This window comes from Chromobacterium haemolyticum, from assembly GCF_009936155.1.
In the GTDB taxonomy this organism is placed as follows: Bacteria; Pseudomonadota; Gammaproteobacteria; order Burkholderiales; family Chromobacteriaceae; genus Chromobacterium; species Chromobacterium haemolyticum.
In genome coordinates this window covers 4,130,159-4,144,169 of record NZ_AP019312.1, presented here as the reverse complement: position 1 = coordinate 4,144,169, position 14,011 = coordinate 4,130,159, and the positions used below count along the sequence as shown (strand labels likewise).

Here is a 14,011-nt window from a genome sequence, read left to right as displayed (position 1 = left end):
ATTATCGCCCTAGGTATCAATTAGTACAAACTATTGCAGCTGATGGCAGGCCAAATTCTATGAAAAAAAATGAAGCGCTGGAGCATGCGGCGCTTGAGCTGGGCATTCTAGATTGCCGCGATGGCGGCGCTCAGGCCAGGCAAGACTGGGTGGCGGTGGAAACCCCGGTGGCGCTGGTGTACAACGGCCTGTCCCACGTGGTGATGATGGCCAGCCCGATGGCGCTGGAAGACTTCGCGCTCGGTTTTAGCCTGGCCGAAGGCATCATCGCCCATCCGGGCGAGATCTACGGCGTCGACATCCTTCCGGGCGAGCGCGGGGTGGAGGTCCATATCGAGCTGGCTTCGGCCCGGTTCATGGCCCTGAAAGAACGCCGCCGCCAACTGGCCGGGCGCACCGGCTGCGGCTTGTGCGGCGTGGAGCAGTTGGCCGAAATCCACCGGCCGCTGCCGCCGCTGCCGGTTACTCAAAGCTTTAGCCTGGACGCGCTAGCGCGCGCCTTGCCGGCCTTGCAGCAGGCGCAAAGCCTATCTCAAGCCACCGCCTGCGCCCACGCCGCCGGCTGGGTGACGCCTCAGGGCGAACTACTGCATCTTAGCGAGGACGTGGGCCGTCATGTGGCGCTGGACAAGCTGATCGGCGCGCGCGCGCGCCAGGGCTGGCGCGATGGCGCAGCCGTCGTCACCAGCCGCGCCAGTTATGAAATGGCGCAGAAGGCCGCCGCCGCCGGCATCGAAATCCTGATAGCGATGTCCGCGCCCACTTCGCTGGCGGTGGAGATGGCCGCGCGCTACAGCCTGACCTTGATCGGCTTCGCCGGCTGCGGCCGCGCCAATCTCTATAGTTGTCCCGAACGTTTGCGCATGTAATCCAACAGAAATAATCTGCCAGTAAACGGCATGGCTGCCGTGGATTGATGCCGGCAAGCACGGCAGCGCCGGCAGCTTGCGTCGCGATACTCCGGCAGGGGCCGGCAGCTGGTTTTGCAATGCAATATCGGCGGTGAATTCCGTCTTGCAATTCTTGGCAAGTTGGGGTCAGAATCGAAGCTCGACATTTCAACCCTTTCGAATATAAGAAACAAGCATGGCACTCATCGTACAAAAGTACGGCGGCACTTCGGTTGGAACCACCGAACGGATCAAGAACGTTGCCCGCCGTGTCGCCAAGTGGAAGTCGCAGGGACATGATGTCGTGGTGGTGGTGTCCGCCATGAGCGGCGAAACCAACCGCCTCATCGCCCTGGCAAAGGAGATTCAGGACTATCCGGACCCGCGCGAGCTGGATGTGGTGGTATCCACCGGCGAGCAAGTCACCATCGGCCTGCTGGCCATGGCGCTGAAGGAAATCGGCGTGCCGGCCAAGAGCTACTGCGGCTGGCAAGTGAAACTGGTCACCGACAACGCCCACACCAAGGCCCGCATTCAGGATATCGACGACGCCGCGATGCGCTCAGACCTCAATGAAGGCCGCGTCGTCATCGTCGCCGGCTTCCAGGGCGTGGACGAAGACGGCGACATCACCACGCTGGGCCGCGGCGGCTCGGACACCTCCGCCGTGGCGCTGGCCGCCGCGCTGAAGGCCGACGAATGCCAGATCTACACCGATGTGGACGGCGTATACACCACCGATCCGCGCGTGGTGCCGGAAGCGCGCCGCCTGAAGACCGTCACTTTCGAGGAAATGATCGAAATGGCGTCCTTGGGCTCCAAGGTGCTGCAAATCCGCTCGGTGGAGTTCGCCGGCAAGTACAAGGTTCGTTTGCGCGTGCTCTCCAGCTTCGAAGACGAAGGCGAAGGCACCCTGATTACGTATGAGGAAGATGAAAGCATGGAAAAGGCCGTTGTCGCAGGCATCGCATTTGACCGTAACGAAGCGCGCATCAACGTCAAGGGCGTGCCGGACAAGCCTGGCATCGCCTACCAGATTCTGGGGCCGATCGCCGATGCCAATATCGAAGTGGACATGATCATCCAGAACGTGGGCGAAAACGGCGCGACCGATTTCTCCTTCACCGTGCCGCGCGGCGAATTCCAGCGCGCGCTGACCATCCTGCGCGAAGTGCAGACCCATATCGGCGCCGCCAAGATCGACGCCGACGACAAGGTGGCCAAGATTTCCATTGTGGGCGTGGGCATGCGTTCGCACTGCGGCATCGCCTCCACCATGTTCCGCACTCTGGCGGAAGAGGGCATCAACATCCAGATGATCTCCACCTCGGAAATCAAGGTATCGGTGCTGTTGGACGAGAAGTATCTGGAGCTGGCGGTTCGCGTTTTGCATAAAGTTTTTGGACTGGACCAGCCGGCGTAAATAATTTCGGATTCACGCTTGACAGAGGGCGCAGCGCTAATTAATATGGCGCTCTCTGAACGGAGAAATGGCCGAGTGGTCGAAGGCACTTCCCTGCTAAGGAAGCATACGGGCTTAAACCTGTATCGAGGGTTCGAATCCCTCTTTCTCCGCCAGTCAGCGCACCCGTAGCTCAGTTGGATAGAGTATCTGGCTACGAACCAGAGGGTCGGGCGTTCGAATCGCTCCGGGTGCGCCACTTGATGTCCCTATAGTTTAGCGGTTAGAACACCGCCCTTTCACGGCGGTAGCCGGGGTTCGATTCCCCGTGGGGACGCCAGATTTAGAAAAACCCATCGCGCAAGCGGTGGGTTTTTTGCATTGCGCCGTTGCTTTGAGCGCAGGCGGCGGCAGGCCGCCCGCGCGGATCGGCGCAGGCCGTCTGGCTCAGAACTTGTGGTTCAACTCAACCCACCACTGGCGGCCATAGGGCAGATAACTGCCCACCGGGTAGTAAGGCCAGCCGCTGGTGTCGTCGCGCTTGATGGTGTCCAGCACATTGTTGACGATAAGCCCCACCGACGTCCGCTTGTTCCACTGGTACTGAGTGCTGAAATTGGCCAGCACCGTGGGCGTCAAATTGCCGGAGCCGTTGGCTTTGGGGATCTTGCCGTAGCGGGTCAGCAGCACGGTGGACGACCACGGGCCGATGTCCCAGGTCAGGCTGGTGTCCAGCTTGTCCGGCCAATCGGTGTTTTCCGGGTCGTTCAACATATTCTTTTCCGCATCGCCGGCAAACTGCTGGTAAGTGTGCTTCAACACCTTGGTGTAATTGGCTTTCAGCAGGAAGCCGCCCCAGTTGGCGGTTCTCCAGCGCAGCTTGCCGGCGATGTCGAAACCGCTGGTGCGCTCGCTGGCGGCGTTGATCGGGTTGACCACGATCTGCTTGACCGCGCCCGGGTTGATCAGCGCGCTGTCGGGATTGCGCTGCACTCGGCGCAGCGTGTCCTGGCACAGCTGGGACGACGCGTCCAGCATGCCGGCGCGGCATAGCGCCTCGTCGCGCAGCAGCTTGTCGCCGCTCAGGTCGGTGACCAGATCATTGATGGCGATGTCCCAGTAATCCACCGAAATATCCGCGCTGCTGCTGGGCGACCACACAAAGCCGAAGCCGTAGGACTTGCCGTTTTCCGGTTTCAGTTCGGAGTTGCCGTTCTTCACGTAATCCGCGCCCGGCGACATGCTCTTATAGTCGCAGCTAGCCAGCGGCTGGCCGGCCTGGGCGCAACGCCAGTAATCGGTGCTGGACGAGTAATAGCCGCGGCTCTGAGTCAGGAACAGGTAATTCATGTCCGGCGCGCGGAAGCTGGTGGCGTAACTACCGCGCAGCAGCAGCGTGTTCAGCGGCCGGAACTCCAGGCCGGCGCCGTAAGTGAACTTGCCGGCGCTGCTGTCCGGCAGCTGGTAGCGGTCGTAGCGGCCGGACAGGGTCAGGTTCAGCTGCTTGAATACCGGGATGTACAGCTCGCCGCCCGCCGCCTGGCGCGAGCGGGTGCCGCCGGCGTGCGCGGCCGGCGAGGTATTGTAGAAAGCGCCCTGATTGATCAGCGGGTCCGGATCGTTGCTGAAGCCCTGGCTGCCCCATTCCAGCGTGCCGGCCAGCTTCACCGCTCCGGCCGGCAGCTTGAACAACTCGCCGCTGCCGCTTAGGCTCAGCGCCTGCAGCCAGGACTTGTTCTGGCTCACCGAGCGCCCGGCGATGCTGTCGAACTCCGTCTGGCTCAGCCGGCGGTTGAACGGCCCGGCCGACGGCGCGTAAATCGGCACCCCCTTGGCGTCCACGCCCTGCTGCTGGCCCAGGAAGAAGCTGTCCGCATTGGCCAGCAGCCGCGGCGCGATGTTCTGGCTGGTGTAGATAGACGCGTTGTAAGCGGCTTCGTAACTCCAGCTGCTGTCCGGCACCGCGCCGCGCAGGCCGAAGGTCAGGTTGGCCGCCACATCGTCCCATTTGCGGTTGTAACGGCTGGCGCCGCCCATCTCCTCCGGCGACAGCAGCCGGGTCCAGGCCTCGTAGCGGCCGCTGTTCTGGTTCAGGAAATAGCCGCCGTTGCCGCCGGCGGAGGTCCAGCTGGGGCCGCGGGTGTTGTTCTCGCTGTGATTGAAGGCCAGCAGCGCGTCGCCAAAGAGCTCAAGATGATCGTTGAGCGCGTAGTTCAGGCTCAGATAACCGTTTTGGCTTTGGTTGGCGGTCTGCACCGTCCAGTACGAGGCCTTGGCCAGCGGGCTGGCGCAAACATTGGTCTTGCTGGTGCGGTAGGCGCGCACGCTGCCGGCGTACAAGCCGCCCAGCTCGCCGCAAGCCGCGCCGGGATCGATGAACTTGCCGGTCTTCACATCCTTCTGCGACCACACCGTGGTGGGCGCCGCGCCGTTGACGGTGTTGTCCGCCATGAAGCCGCGCTGGCGCGACCAGATCGGGTTGCGTTGGCTCAATTCCAGCGCGTAGACCAGGTTCAGCTTGTCCCAGCTCTTGCCGCCGCTCAGCTGCAGGCGCAGGTTTTCGCCGCCGTGATGCTCGCTGCCGCCGGCCTTGACGTTGACCGTGGTGCCGTCGGCCTTCTTTTTCAGGATCACATTGACCACGCCGGCGATGGCGTCCGAGCCGTAAATCGCCGACGCGCCGCCGTTAAGCACCTCGATGCGCTCAATCATCGCCGCCGGGATATTGGCCAGATTGACGAAGTTGACCGAACCCTCGTAAGCCACCGGGTAATCGGCGATGCGGCGGCCGTTGAGCAGGGTCAGCGTATGGTTGGGCCCCAGCCCGCGCAGGCTGATGGCGTTGGCGGCCGGGGTGAAGGTATTGCCGAAATCCGCGCCCTGGGTAAAGCCGGTGTTCTGCGCCAGATTGTTCAGCGCGTCGTAGACATTGGTGTAACCCTGTTTTTCGATATCGGCGCCGCTCAGCACCGTGACCCCGGTGGGACCTTCCTTGCCGGCGCGCGCAATGCGCGACCCGGTGATGGTGACGCTGTCCAGCGTGTTGCCGTCGGCGGCCAGCGCCGGCAAGGCTTGCCCTGCCAAGGCCAGCGCCAGCGCGGAGAGGGTGAAATGTGGATATGCCATCGTGGAACGCCGGCTGTGCCGGCCCTTTATTGATTTTGGAGAACAAAATCTAGCACGATTGCATATGTGTTAAAAATCTGGAAAATTAGATTGTTATTCAAATTAAGAATAATGTGATTGGAAGCATTGCGGGGGAGGGGTTGGGGAGCCTTTCTAGGCTGCCCATCCGGCAGAGAACCATGACTCTTCATAGTCATGCCCCCATGCAGATTTCTAAGCTGCCTATCCGGCAGAGAACAGAGGTCGAAATCTTGCCGGCCTTGTCTGTCTTTTCTAAGCTGCCTATCCGGCAGAGAACCCGTGTAGTTGCGTGGTCACAGTGTCGATAGTTTTCTAAGCTGCCTATCCGGCAGTGAACTCACCCTTCAGTTCTACGCCGGCCACTTCCTTTTTCTAAGCTGCCTATCCGGCAGTGAACCCCTGCCGCTGGTGGCGGCGGGGCGGGGGCGATTTCTAAGCTGCCTATCCGGCAGTGAACGATCAACAACACCGCCGCGCCGATCATCGTGTTTTCTAAGCTGCCTATCCGGCAGTGAACCGTGCTTGTTTCTGGCGCCATTCTCGGGCTTTTTTCTAAGCTGCCTATCCGGCAGTGAACGACCTGAGCATGGCCTTGGTCAAGCTCAAGGATTTCTAAGCTGCCTATCCGGCAGTGAACTAGAGTCTACACCGCCCACAGTCCTTATGGCGTGGGCATTTGCAGCGATTCTTCCGGCTTTGACCCAAATTTCCATGCCATCGCTAAGTCATTGTTTTTAAATGTCAGCCACAGGGGGCGGAAAAAAAGGGTTTGTCGCGCAGGCTGCCATGCCGTTCATGCCCATGGCAAAATATGCCATCGAGTTCCATCCCGAAGGTATCGTCATGTCCGATTTTTCCCCGTCCGATCTCAAGACCATTCTGCATTCCAAGCGCGCCAATCTTTATTACCTGCAGCACTGCCGGGTGCTGGTCAACGGCGGGCGGGTGGAGTACGTCACCGATGCCGGCAAGGCTTCGTTGTATTGGAATATCCCCATCGCCAACACCAGCTGCATCCTGCTGGGCACCGGCACTTCGGTGACGCAGGCGGCGATGCGGGAGCTGGCCAAGGCCGGGGTGATGGTGGGCTTTTGCGGCGGGGGCGGCACGCCCTTGTTCAGCGCCAATGAGCTGGAGCAGGAGGCGGCGTGGTTTGCGCCGCAAAGCGAGTACCGGCCCACGGAATATCTGCAGTACTGGGTGCGCTTCTGGTTTGACGACGCGCAGCGGCTGGCGGCCGCCAAGGATGTGCAGCTGGCGCGGCTGGGCTGTTTGCAGCGGCATTGGCTGGGCAGCCGCGCTTTGCGTGAAGCCGGTTTCGTGGTGGAAGAGGCCAGCCTGGAGGCGGCCTTGCAGGCCTCGCGCCAGGCGATTGCCCAGGCGCCGGACCACGCGCATTTGCTGACCGAGGAGGCGCGGCTGACCAAGCTGCTGTTCCGCCTAGCGGCGCAGGCCACCGGCTATGGCGATTTCAGCCGCGCCAAGCGCGGCGCCGGCACGGACCCGGCCAACGCGTTTCTGGACCACGGCAATTACCTGGCTTACGGCCTGGGCGCCACCGCGGCCTGGGTGCTGGGCTTGCCGCACGGCCTGGCGGTGCTGCACGGCAAGACCCGGCGCGGAGGGCTGGTGTTTGACGCGGCGGACCTGGTCAAGGACGCGCTGATCCTGCCGCAGGCCTTTGTCTCCGCGATGCGCGGCGACGATGAGCAGACCTTCCGCCAGGCCTGCATCGAGGCGCTGACCCGCGGCGAGGCGCTGGATTTCATCATCGACACCTTGAAGGACATTGCCGAGCGGCGGGGGCGGGCGGCATGAATATCCTGCTGATCTCGCAATGCGACAAGAAGGCGCTGACGCGCAGCCGGCAGATTCTGGACCAGTTCGCCGAACGCCGCGGCGACCGCGTCTGGCAAACGCCGATCACCCAAGCCGGGCTGGACACGCTGCGGCGTTTGCTGCGCCAGAGCGCGCGCAAGAATACCGCGGTGGCCTGCCACTGGATACGCGGCCAGGACCATAGCGAGCTGTTGTGGATAGTGGGCGACGCCAGCCGCTTCAATGCCGACGGCGCCACGCCCACGCATAGCACCCGCCGCAATGTGCTGCGCAGCGCGGATGAGAACGATTGGCACAGCGGCGAGGACATCCAGCTGCTGGCTGGCCTGGCGGCCTTGCTGCACGATCTGGGCAAGGCCAGCCAGGCGTTTCAGCAACGGCTGCGCGGCGAGCGGACCGAGCGCAATCTCTACCGCCACGAGTGGGTGTCCTTGCGTTTGTTTCAGGCCTTTGTCGGCGACGACGACGACGCCGGCTGGCTGGCGCGCTTGCGGCAGCCGACGGAGCAGGACCATGCCATCTGGTTGGAGCGCTTGCAGGCGGACGGCATGGGGGCGGAGTGCGAGCCGCCGTTTTCCCGTTTGCCGCCGCTGGCCGCCGCGGTGGGCTGGCTGGTGCTGACGCATCACCGGCTGCCGCTGATACCGGACTTCGCGGAGGGCAAACAGTGCCGCTTGGGCGGCAAGCTGCAGGGTTTTCAAAGCCGGATGTTGTTGAACATTCCCGCTCATATCGACGCGCGCTGGAATGAATGGCGGGATGCTGAGGCCGAGCCGGCGCAGCTGGCGCCGTACTGGCGCTTTCCGCAGGGCCTGCCGGTGAGCACGCCGGCCTGGAGCCGCCGCGCCGCGCGGCTGGCGGACAAGCTGGCCGCGCGTTTGGCCGCGCGCGGCGAGACGCGCTGGCTGGACAATCTTTACGCGATGCACGTGGCGCGGCTGAGCCTGATGCTGGCGGACCATCATTTCTCCAGCCTGGATTACGCGCAGCTGCGGCACAAGCGCGGCCAGGCCGGCTATCCGCTGTGGGCCAATACCCATGGCGGGTCCGGCGATTTCAATCAGCCGCTGGACGAGCATTTACTGGGCGTGGCGGAGCATAGCGCCCTGGTATGCCGCGCCTTGCCCGGTTTTGAGCGGGAGTTGCCGCGGCTGTTGCGGCGCAAGCGCTTGCTGCAGCGCAGCGCCGACACACGCTTCCGTTGGCAGGACCGGGCTGCGGATCTGGCCGCGGGGATGCGCGCGCGGGCGGCGGAGCAGGGCGCTTTCATCGTCAATATGGCGTCCACCGGCTGCGGCAAGACACTGGGCAATGCGCGGATCATGTATGCCTTGGCGGACCCGGCGCTGGGCCTGCGTTGCGCGTTTGCGCTGGGCTTGCGCGCGCTGACGCTGCAAACCGGTCAGGCCTTCTGCCAGCAGCTGCGCCTGAACGACGACGATCTGGCCATCTGCGTGGGCGGCAGCGCCAACACCCAGTTGTTCAAACACCATCAACAGCAGGCGGAGGCCAGCGGCTCTGCCTCGCGCCAAGCCTTGTGGGACGAGGGCGGCGAGGTGCGCTACGAGGCCGGCGGCGAGCACCCGCTGTTGTCGCGCGCGCTGCGCGATCCGCAAACGGCCAAGCTGCTGCAGGCGCCGCTGCTGGTGTGCACCATAGACCACCTGACGCCAGCGACGGAAAGCCTGCGCGGCGGGCGGCAGATTGCGCCCATGCTGCGGCTGATGAGCGGGGACCTGGTGCTGGACGAGCCGGACGACTTCGATCTGGCGGACTTGCCGGCGCTGACCCGGCTGGCGCATTGGGCCGGCCTGCTGGGCAGCCGGCTGTTGCTGTCGTCCGCCACCTTGCCGCCGGCGCTGATTGAAGGTTTGTTCGAAGCGTATCTGGCCGGCCGTCGTCAGTTTCAGGCCAATCGCGGCCAGCCGGGGCGGCCGCTGGCGGCGTGCTGCGCCTGGGTGGATGAACAGGACCAGGCCCAGGAGGATTGCGCCGATGTCGACGCTTTCCGCCGGCGGCAGCGGCAGTTCGCCGGCCGGCGCGCCGATTGGCTGGCCACGCAGCCGGCGCGGCGCAACGCCGAACTGCTGCCGTTGAGCTTTGGCCAGGGGCAGGCGCCGGCGTTGCGCCGCGAGTTCGCCGCCCAGTTGCAGCCGGCCATAGAGCGCTTGCACCGGCTCAATCAGCAGCGGGATCCAATCAGCGGCCAGGCGGTCAGCTTCGGCCTGGTGCGCATGGCCAATATCCAGCCCTTGTTCGAGGTGGCGCTGGCCTTGTACGCGCTGCCGTGGCCGGCGCACTGGCAGCTGCATTTATGCGTTTACCACTCGCAATACCCCTTGCTGCTGCGTTCCGCCATCGAGCGCCAGCTGGACCAGGCGCTGAACCGCGAGCAAGCGGAAGCGGTGTTCACGCTGCCGGCCATCCGTCGCGAGCTGGACGCGGAGCCGGAGCGCGAGCATGTGTTCATCGTGCTGGGTTCGCCGGTGACCGAGGTGGGGCGGGATCATGATTACGATTGGGCGATTGTCGAGCCTTCGTCCATGCGTTCGCTGATCCAGCTGGCCGGCCGGCTGCGCCGCCACCGCCCGGATCCCTGGGAGGCGGTGAACGTGCTGATTTGCGAGCGCAATCTAAGCAGCGTGGAACAGCCGGATCAGCCGGCTTTCCGCTGGCCGGGTTTCGAGGACGAGGCCTTCCCCTTGGACAGCCATCTGTTGAGCGAGCTGCTGGAGGAGGACGAGTACCGGCATCTGGACGCGCGGCCGCGCATCGTGCAACCGGAGCCGCTGCAGCCGAAGCGGCGCTTGTCGCACCTGGAGCACGCGCGGCTGGCGCAGCTGATGTCGCCGGCTGGCCAGGTCAGAGCCGCCAGCAGCCGGCCGGGGCGGGAGGGCCAGGCCATCGCGCCGCTGGGTGCGTATAGCTGTTGGCAGCAGCCGCAGGCGCTGCTCAGCGGGGTGCTGGCGCAGCAGCAGCCCTTTCGCGCCGGCGGCGAGCCGGAAGTGGACTTGCTGTTGCTGCCCACCGAGGACGGGGACGATTACGCGCTGCACCGAGTGGAAAGCCGGCCGTGGCCGGAGCCGCCGCATTTCACGCCGGTGGAGGCCAGCCTGAACCAGCGGGTGCCGGAGGCGGCGTTGACGCAGCCGAATATCCGGCCCTGGGGCGTCAGCGAATATCCGGCGGCCTTGGCCGAGCTGGCGGCGGAGCTGGGCATGGAACTGGAGACTTGCGCGCGGCGCTTTGGCGGGTTGAGCTTGCCGCAGTCTGACAATGGCTGGCGCTTCCATCCGGCACTGGGGTTTTGCAAGGCTTGAGGCCAGACGTGGCAAACGTTCGAGATAGCGGTGTGGGTATTGCCGGCAATCTTGGCCGAGTGGGGCGCTTCTTGGAGCCTGTGATGATCTTTATATGAGTAAGGTGAAGCGTTGTGTAGATACGTAGGAAACCGCGTATTCGACGTACCCTGAGCCCCTTCAAGCCTGCCGTCGGGTGGCCGGCCCGAGGTTTTAAGCGGCTGCTTTGTTTGAGCGATTTGACGTTAGCAAATCGCGAGTTCAGCCGCGCCTCGGGCCTGACGGGACCCGGCGGGAAGCCGCAGGCCAGGTTTGCAGGGTGGCCTTTAGGAGTGGAGAGGATATTTGGCCAAGCAAATATCCTTTCCCTGCCCGCCGGGCAGCCCCGGCAATGAAAATCATCATCCGCTTAGCGGATTCAATGCTTTCCCTTGAGCAATACCCGTGGTCGGAAAAGATCGTAAACCAGTCCTCAGCGCAAACCGCTGTGCAGCCCGTCCACCAGCACATGCGCCACGCCTTGAGAGCAACGCTCCACCCGGCCGCTGACGCCGTAGACGCGGCGCAGGCTTTGGCTGTCTATCACCTCGTCCGGCGCGCCGTTGGCTTGCAAAGCGCCGTCCTTCAGCATCAGCACCCGGTCGCAGTGGCGCAGCGCCACGTTGAGGTCGTGCAGCACGATGACGGTGACCATGCCGCGGCGGCGGGTTTCGCGGCGCAGCAGGTCCATCACGTGGAACTGGTAGTTGAGGTCCAGCGCCGACAGCGGCTCGTCCAGCAGCAGCACCGCCGGTTCGCGGATCAGCGCCTGGGCGATGCCCACCAGCTGGCGTTGGCCGCCGGACAACTGGTCCAGATAGCGCAGCGCCAGTTGCTCGATGCCCAGCGATTGCAGCAGCGCGAACACTTGCTGGTCGTCATGGCGGCGCGACAGGCCCGCGGCGGTGGCCTGGCCGGCCACCATCAGCGATTCGAACACCGACAGATGCACGCTGGGCGGCAGGGTTTGCGGCAGATAGGCCACTTCGCCGCGCTGGCGGCTGAGCGCGCGCTGGTCCAGGCGGACGTCGCCACTGCTGTGCTGCAGGCCGGCCAGGGCGCGCAGCAAGGTGGACTTGCCGCTGCCGTTGGGGCCCAGCAAGGCTGTGATGTCGCCCGCCCGCAGACAGGGCACGTCCAGCGCGCGTATCACCTGGCGCTTGCCGTAGCTGACCGAGAGTTGATGGATGGACAGGGCGGAGCTCATTGGCGGCCTCCGTTGCGCAGCACGATGGCGATGAAGAAGGGGATGCCCACCAGCGAGGTGACGATGCCCACCGGCACGATGACGCCGGGCACCAGGTTCTTGGTCACCACCGAGGCCATGGACAGGATGGCGGCGCCGGTCAGCGCGCTCACCGGCAGGTAGAAGCGGTGATCCTCGCCCACTAGCCGGCGCGCGATGTGCGGCGCGATCAGGCCGATGAAGCCTATGGTGCCGACGAAGGCCACCGCCAGCGCGGTGAGCAGGCTGGCGCGCAGCAGCGAGCTGAGCCGCAGCCGGCGCACATTGATGCCGAAGCTTGCGGCGCGGTCCTCACCCAGCCGCAGCGCGGTCAGCCGCCAGGACTGGCTCAGCGACCAGGGCAGGATCAGCGCGAAGGCGCCGAACAGCAGCGCGATCTTGGGCCAGTCCGCGCGCGACAGGCTGCCCATCAGCCAGAACACCAGGTCTTGCAGCGAGTCCGCGGTGGAGACGAATTGCAGCAGGGACACCAGGGCGTTGAAGCTGAAGAACAGCGCAATGCCGAACAACACCACGCCGCTGGTGGGCATATTGCTCCAGCGTGCCACCACGTCCAGCAGCAGAGCGGAGCCGAGCGCGAACACGAAGGCGTTGACCGGCAGCATCCATGGGCCGGGCACGCCGGGGATGCTGACGTCCAGCAGAATGGCCAGCGCCGCGCCAAAGGCGGCCGCCGGCTGCAGGCCCAGGGTGAACGGGTCCGCCAGCGGGTTGTGCAGCACGGTCTGCATTTCGGCGCCGGCCAGGCCCAGCGCCAGGCCGGCTGCGATGGCGATCAGCGCGTAGGGCAGGCGGATTTGCCAGACGATGACTTCGGTGGCCGGATCGGCGGCGGCCGGGTGCCACAGCGTCTGCCAGAATTCGGCCAGCGGCATGCCGCTGGCGCCGGTGGTGACGTCCAGCGTCAGCGAGACGGCGAGCAGGCTCAGCAGCACGGCCACCAGCAGCAGCCGGCGCAGCAGGGTGCGGCGGTAGTCCGCCGCCACCGCGGCGGCGGAAAGCGTCATGGTCTCGCTGCTCATTTAACGCCCTTGACCCAGTAAGTGCCTTGCGGCTCTATGGCTAGGAAGTCGCGATGCAGCTGTTTCCAGCTGGCGTCCGGGTCCAGCTTGGCGAAGCGCGCCGGCTGCAGCTCCTTGGCGAAGGCTTCCAGCAGCACGATGTGGTAAGGCGTGTTGTAGAAGTGGTGCCAGGCGCCGAAGGTGCGGCCTTCGCGCACCGCGCGCAGCGCGCCCACCGGGCTGCGCGCGGCGGTGCGCTTGAGCGAGGCCTGAGCCTGTGCCGCGCTGATGTTGGCGCCGAACTGGATGCCGGTTTTCTCGGCGGCGTCCGCGGTGCCGGTACCGATGTACAGGTCCGGATTGCTGGCCAGCACATGCTCCATATTCACTTCGCCCACTGCGCCGGGGATCAGCTTGTCGGCGATATTGACACCGCCGGCGGCGTCCACCAGCTCGCCCAGGCTGCCGCGTCCGGCGCTGGTGACATTGCTGAAGGCGCCGGCGCGGAGGTCTAGGAAGGCCTTGGGCTTTTGCTGCGCCGGGATGGCGGCCACCACCTTGCGGATGGCGTCCATCTTGCCCTGGTAGAAGCGGATGAAGCGTTCAGCCTCGGCTTCGCGTTGCAGCGCCTTGCCCATGATGCGCAGGCTGGGCACGGTGTGCTCCAGCGGCGCGTTGCGGAAGTCGACGAACACCACCGGCACCTTGGCCGCTTGCAATTGCTGCACGATGGGATTGTTCAGGCCCGGGCCGTGGCCGGAGATGCTGAACACGGCGATGTCGGGACGCAGGGTCAGCACTTTTTCGGCGCTGACCGAGTTCTCGCTGGTCTTGCCGATCAAGGGAATCTGGTCGATGGCCGGGAAGCGCTGCTTGTACTGGGCGTAGGTTTGCGGGTCCAGCTGGCGGAAATCGCCCTGCCAGCCGGCGATGCGGGCGATGGGCTGCTTGCCTTCCAGCAAGGCCAGCGCGTAGAACAGCCGGCCTTCGCCCAAAAGGATGCGGTTGACCTTGGCCGGCACTTCCACTTTACGGCCGGCGATATCGGTGACGGTGGCGGCTTGGGCCGCCAGCGTGGCCGCAGCCAGCGCGCCGGCCAGCAGCAGACGGGAGAACAGTGTTTTCATTGTGATTCCTTGAGCGATACG

The 14,011-nt window shown here is 64.7% G+C and carries 8 protein-coding genes, 3 tRNA genes and 1 CRISPR repeat array; of the genes, 7 read left to right on the top strand and 4 right to left on the bottom strand.

Going from position 1 to position 14,011, the window contains the following annotated elements; all coding sequences use genetic code 11:
• Positions 1-59: 59 nt before the first annotated feature.
• From fdhD to GYH29_RS18955, 5 genes are all read left to right on the top strand, one after another.
• On the top strand, positions 60-869 hold the full coding sequence (gene fdhD / locus GYH29_RS18975) for a formate dehydrogenase accessory sulfurtransferase FdhD (protein WP_161524258.1): 810 nt from the start codon (positions 60-62) through the stop codon (positions 867-869).
• A 217-nt stretch (positions 870-1,086) separates the two neighbouring features.
• The gene (locus tag GYH29_RS18970) at positions 1,087-2,313 is read left to right on the top strand and encodes an aspartate kinase (RefSeq protein ID WP_048414282.1); all 1,227 of its coding nucleotides are present in this window, start codon (positions 1,087-1,089) and stop codon (positions 2,311-2,313) included.
• A gap of 61 nt (positions 2,314-2,374) precedes the next feature.
• Positions 2,375-2,468 (top strand) — tRNA-Ser (locus GYH29_RS18965).
• Between the two features lie 6 nt (positions 2,469-2,474).
• A tRNA-Arg gene (locus tag GYH29_RS18960) sits at positions 2,475-2,551 on the top strand.
• Between the two features lie 6 nt (positions 2,552-2,557).
• Positions 2,558-2,632, top strand: a tRNA-Glu gene (locus tag GYH29_RS18955).
• 107 nt (positions 2,633-2,739) lie between these two features.
• Here GYH29_RS18955 and GYH29_RS18950 read toward each other — a convergent pair.
• Entirely contained in the window at positions 2,740-5,418 is a 2,679-nt protein-coding gene (locus GYH29_RS18950; protein WP_161524257.1) for a TonB-dependent receptor plug domain-containing protein, read from the bottom strand.
• A 150-nt stretch (positions 5,419-5,568) separates the two neighbouring features.
• Positions 5,569-6,076: direct repeats of the CRISPR family, unit length 28 nt; unit sequence TTTCTAAGCTGCCTATCCGGCAGTGAAC.
• Between the two features lie 206 nt (positions 6,077-6,282).
• Between GYH29_RS18950 and cas1f the strand changes: the two genes are divergently transcribed.
• Positions 6,283-7,257, top strand: coding sequence for a type I-F CRISPR-associated endonuclease Cas1f (cas1f, locus tag GYH29_RS18945; RefSeq protein ID WP_039754084.1), 975 nt, complete (start codon positions 6,283-6,285; stop codon positions 7,255-7,257).
• On the top strand, positions 7,254-10,598 hold the full coding sequence (gene cas3f, locus GYH29_RS18940; RefSeq protein WP_161524256.1) for a type I-F CRISPR-associated helicase Cas3f: 3,345 nt from the start codon (positions 7,254-7,256) through the stop codon (positions 10,596-10,598). Before cas1f ends, cas3f begins: the two co-directional genes overlap by 4 nt.
• Before the next feature lie 451 nt (positions 10,599-11,049).
• Here cas3f and GYH29_RS18935 read toward each other — a convergent pair whose 3' ends face one another.
• From GYH29_RS18935 to GYH29_RS18925, 3 genes are read right to left on the bottom strand one after another with little or no spacing between them, the layout of a single operon-like run.
• Positions 11,050-11,823 (bottom strand): ABC transporter ATP-binding protein, encoded by a 774-nt coding sequence (locus GYH29_RS18935; protein ID WP_019101553.1) that lies wholly within the window; start codon positions 11,821-11,823, stop codon positions 11,050-11,052.
• On the bottom strand, positions 11,820-12,884 hold the full coding sequence (locus tag GYH29_RS18930; RefSeq protein ID WP_048414296.1) for a FecCD family ABC transporter permease: 1,065 nt from the start codon (positions 12,882-12,884) through the stop codon (positions 11,820-11,822). Before GYH29_RS18930 ends, GYH29_RS18935 begins: the two co-directional genes overlap by 4 nt.
• Complete coding sequence (locus tag GYH29_RS18925) at positions 12,881-13,990, bottom strand: ABC transporter substrate-binding protein (RefSeq protein WP_161524255.1); 1,110 nt, start codon at positions 13,988-13,990, stop codon at positions 12,881-12,883. Before GYH29_RS18925 ends, GYH29_RS18930 begins: the two co-directional genes overlap by 4 nt.
• Positions 13,991-14,011 lie beyond the last annotated feature (21 nt).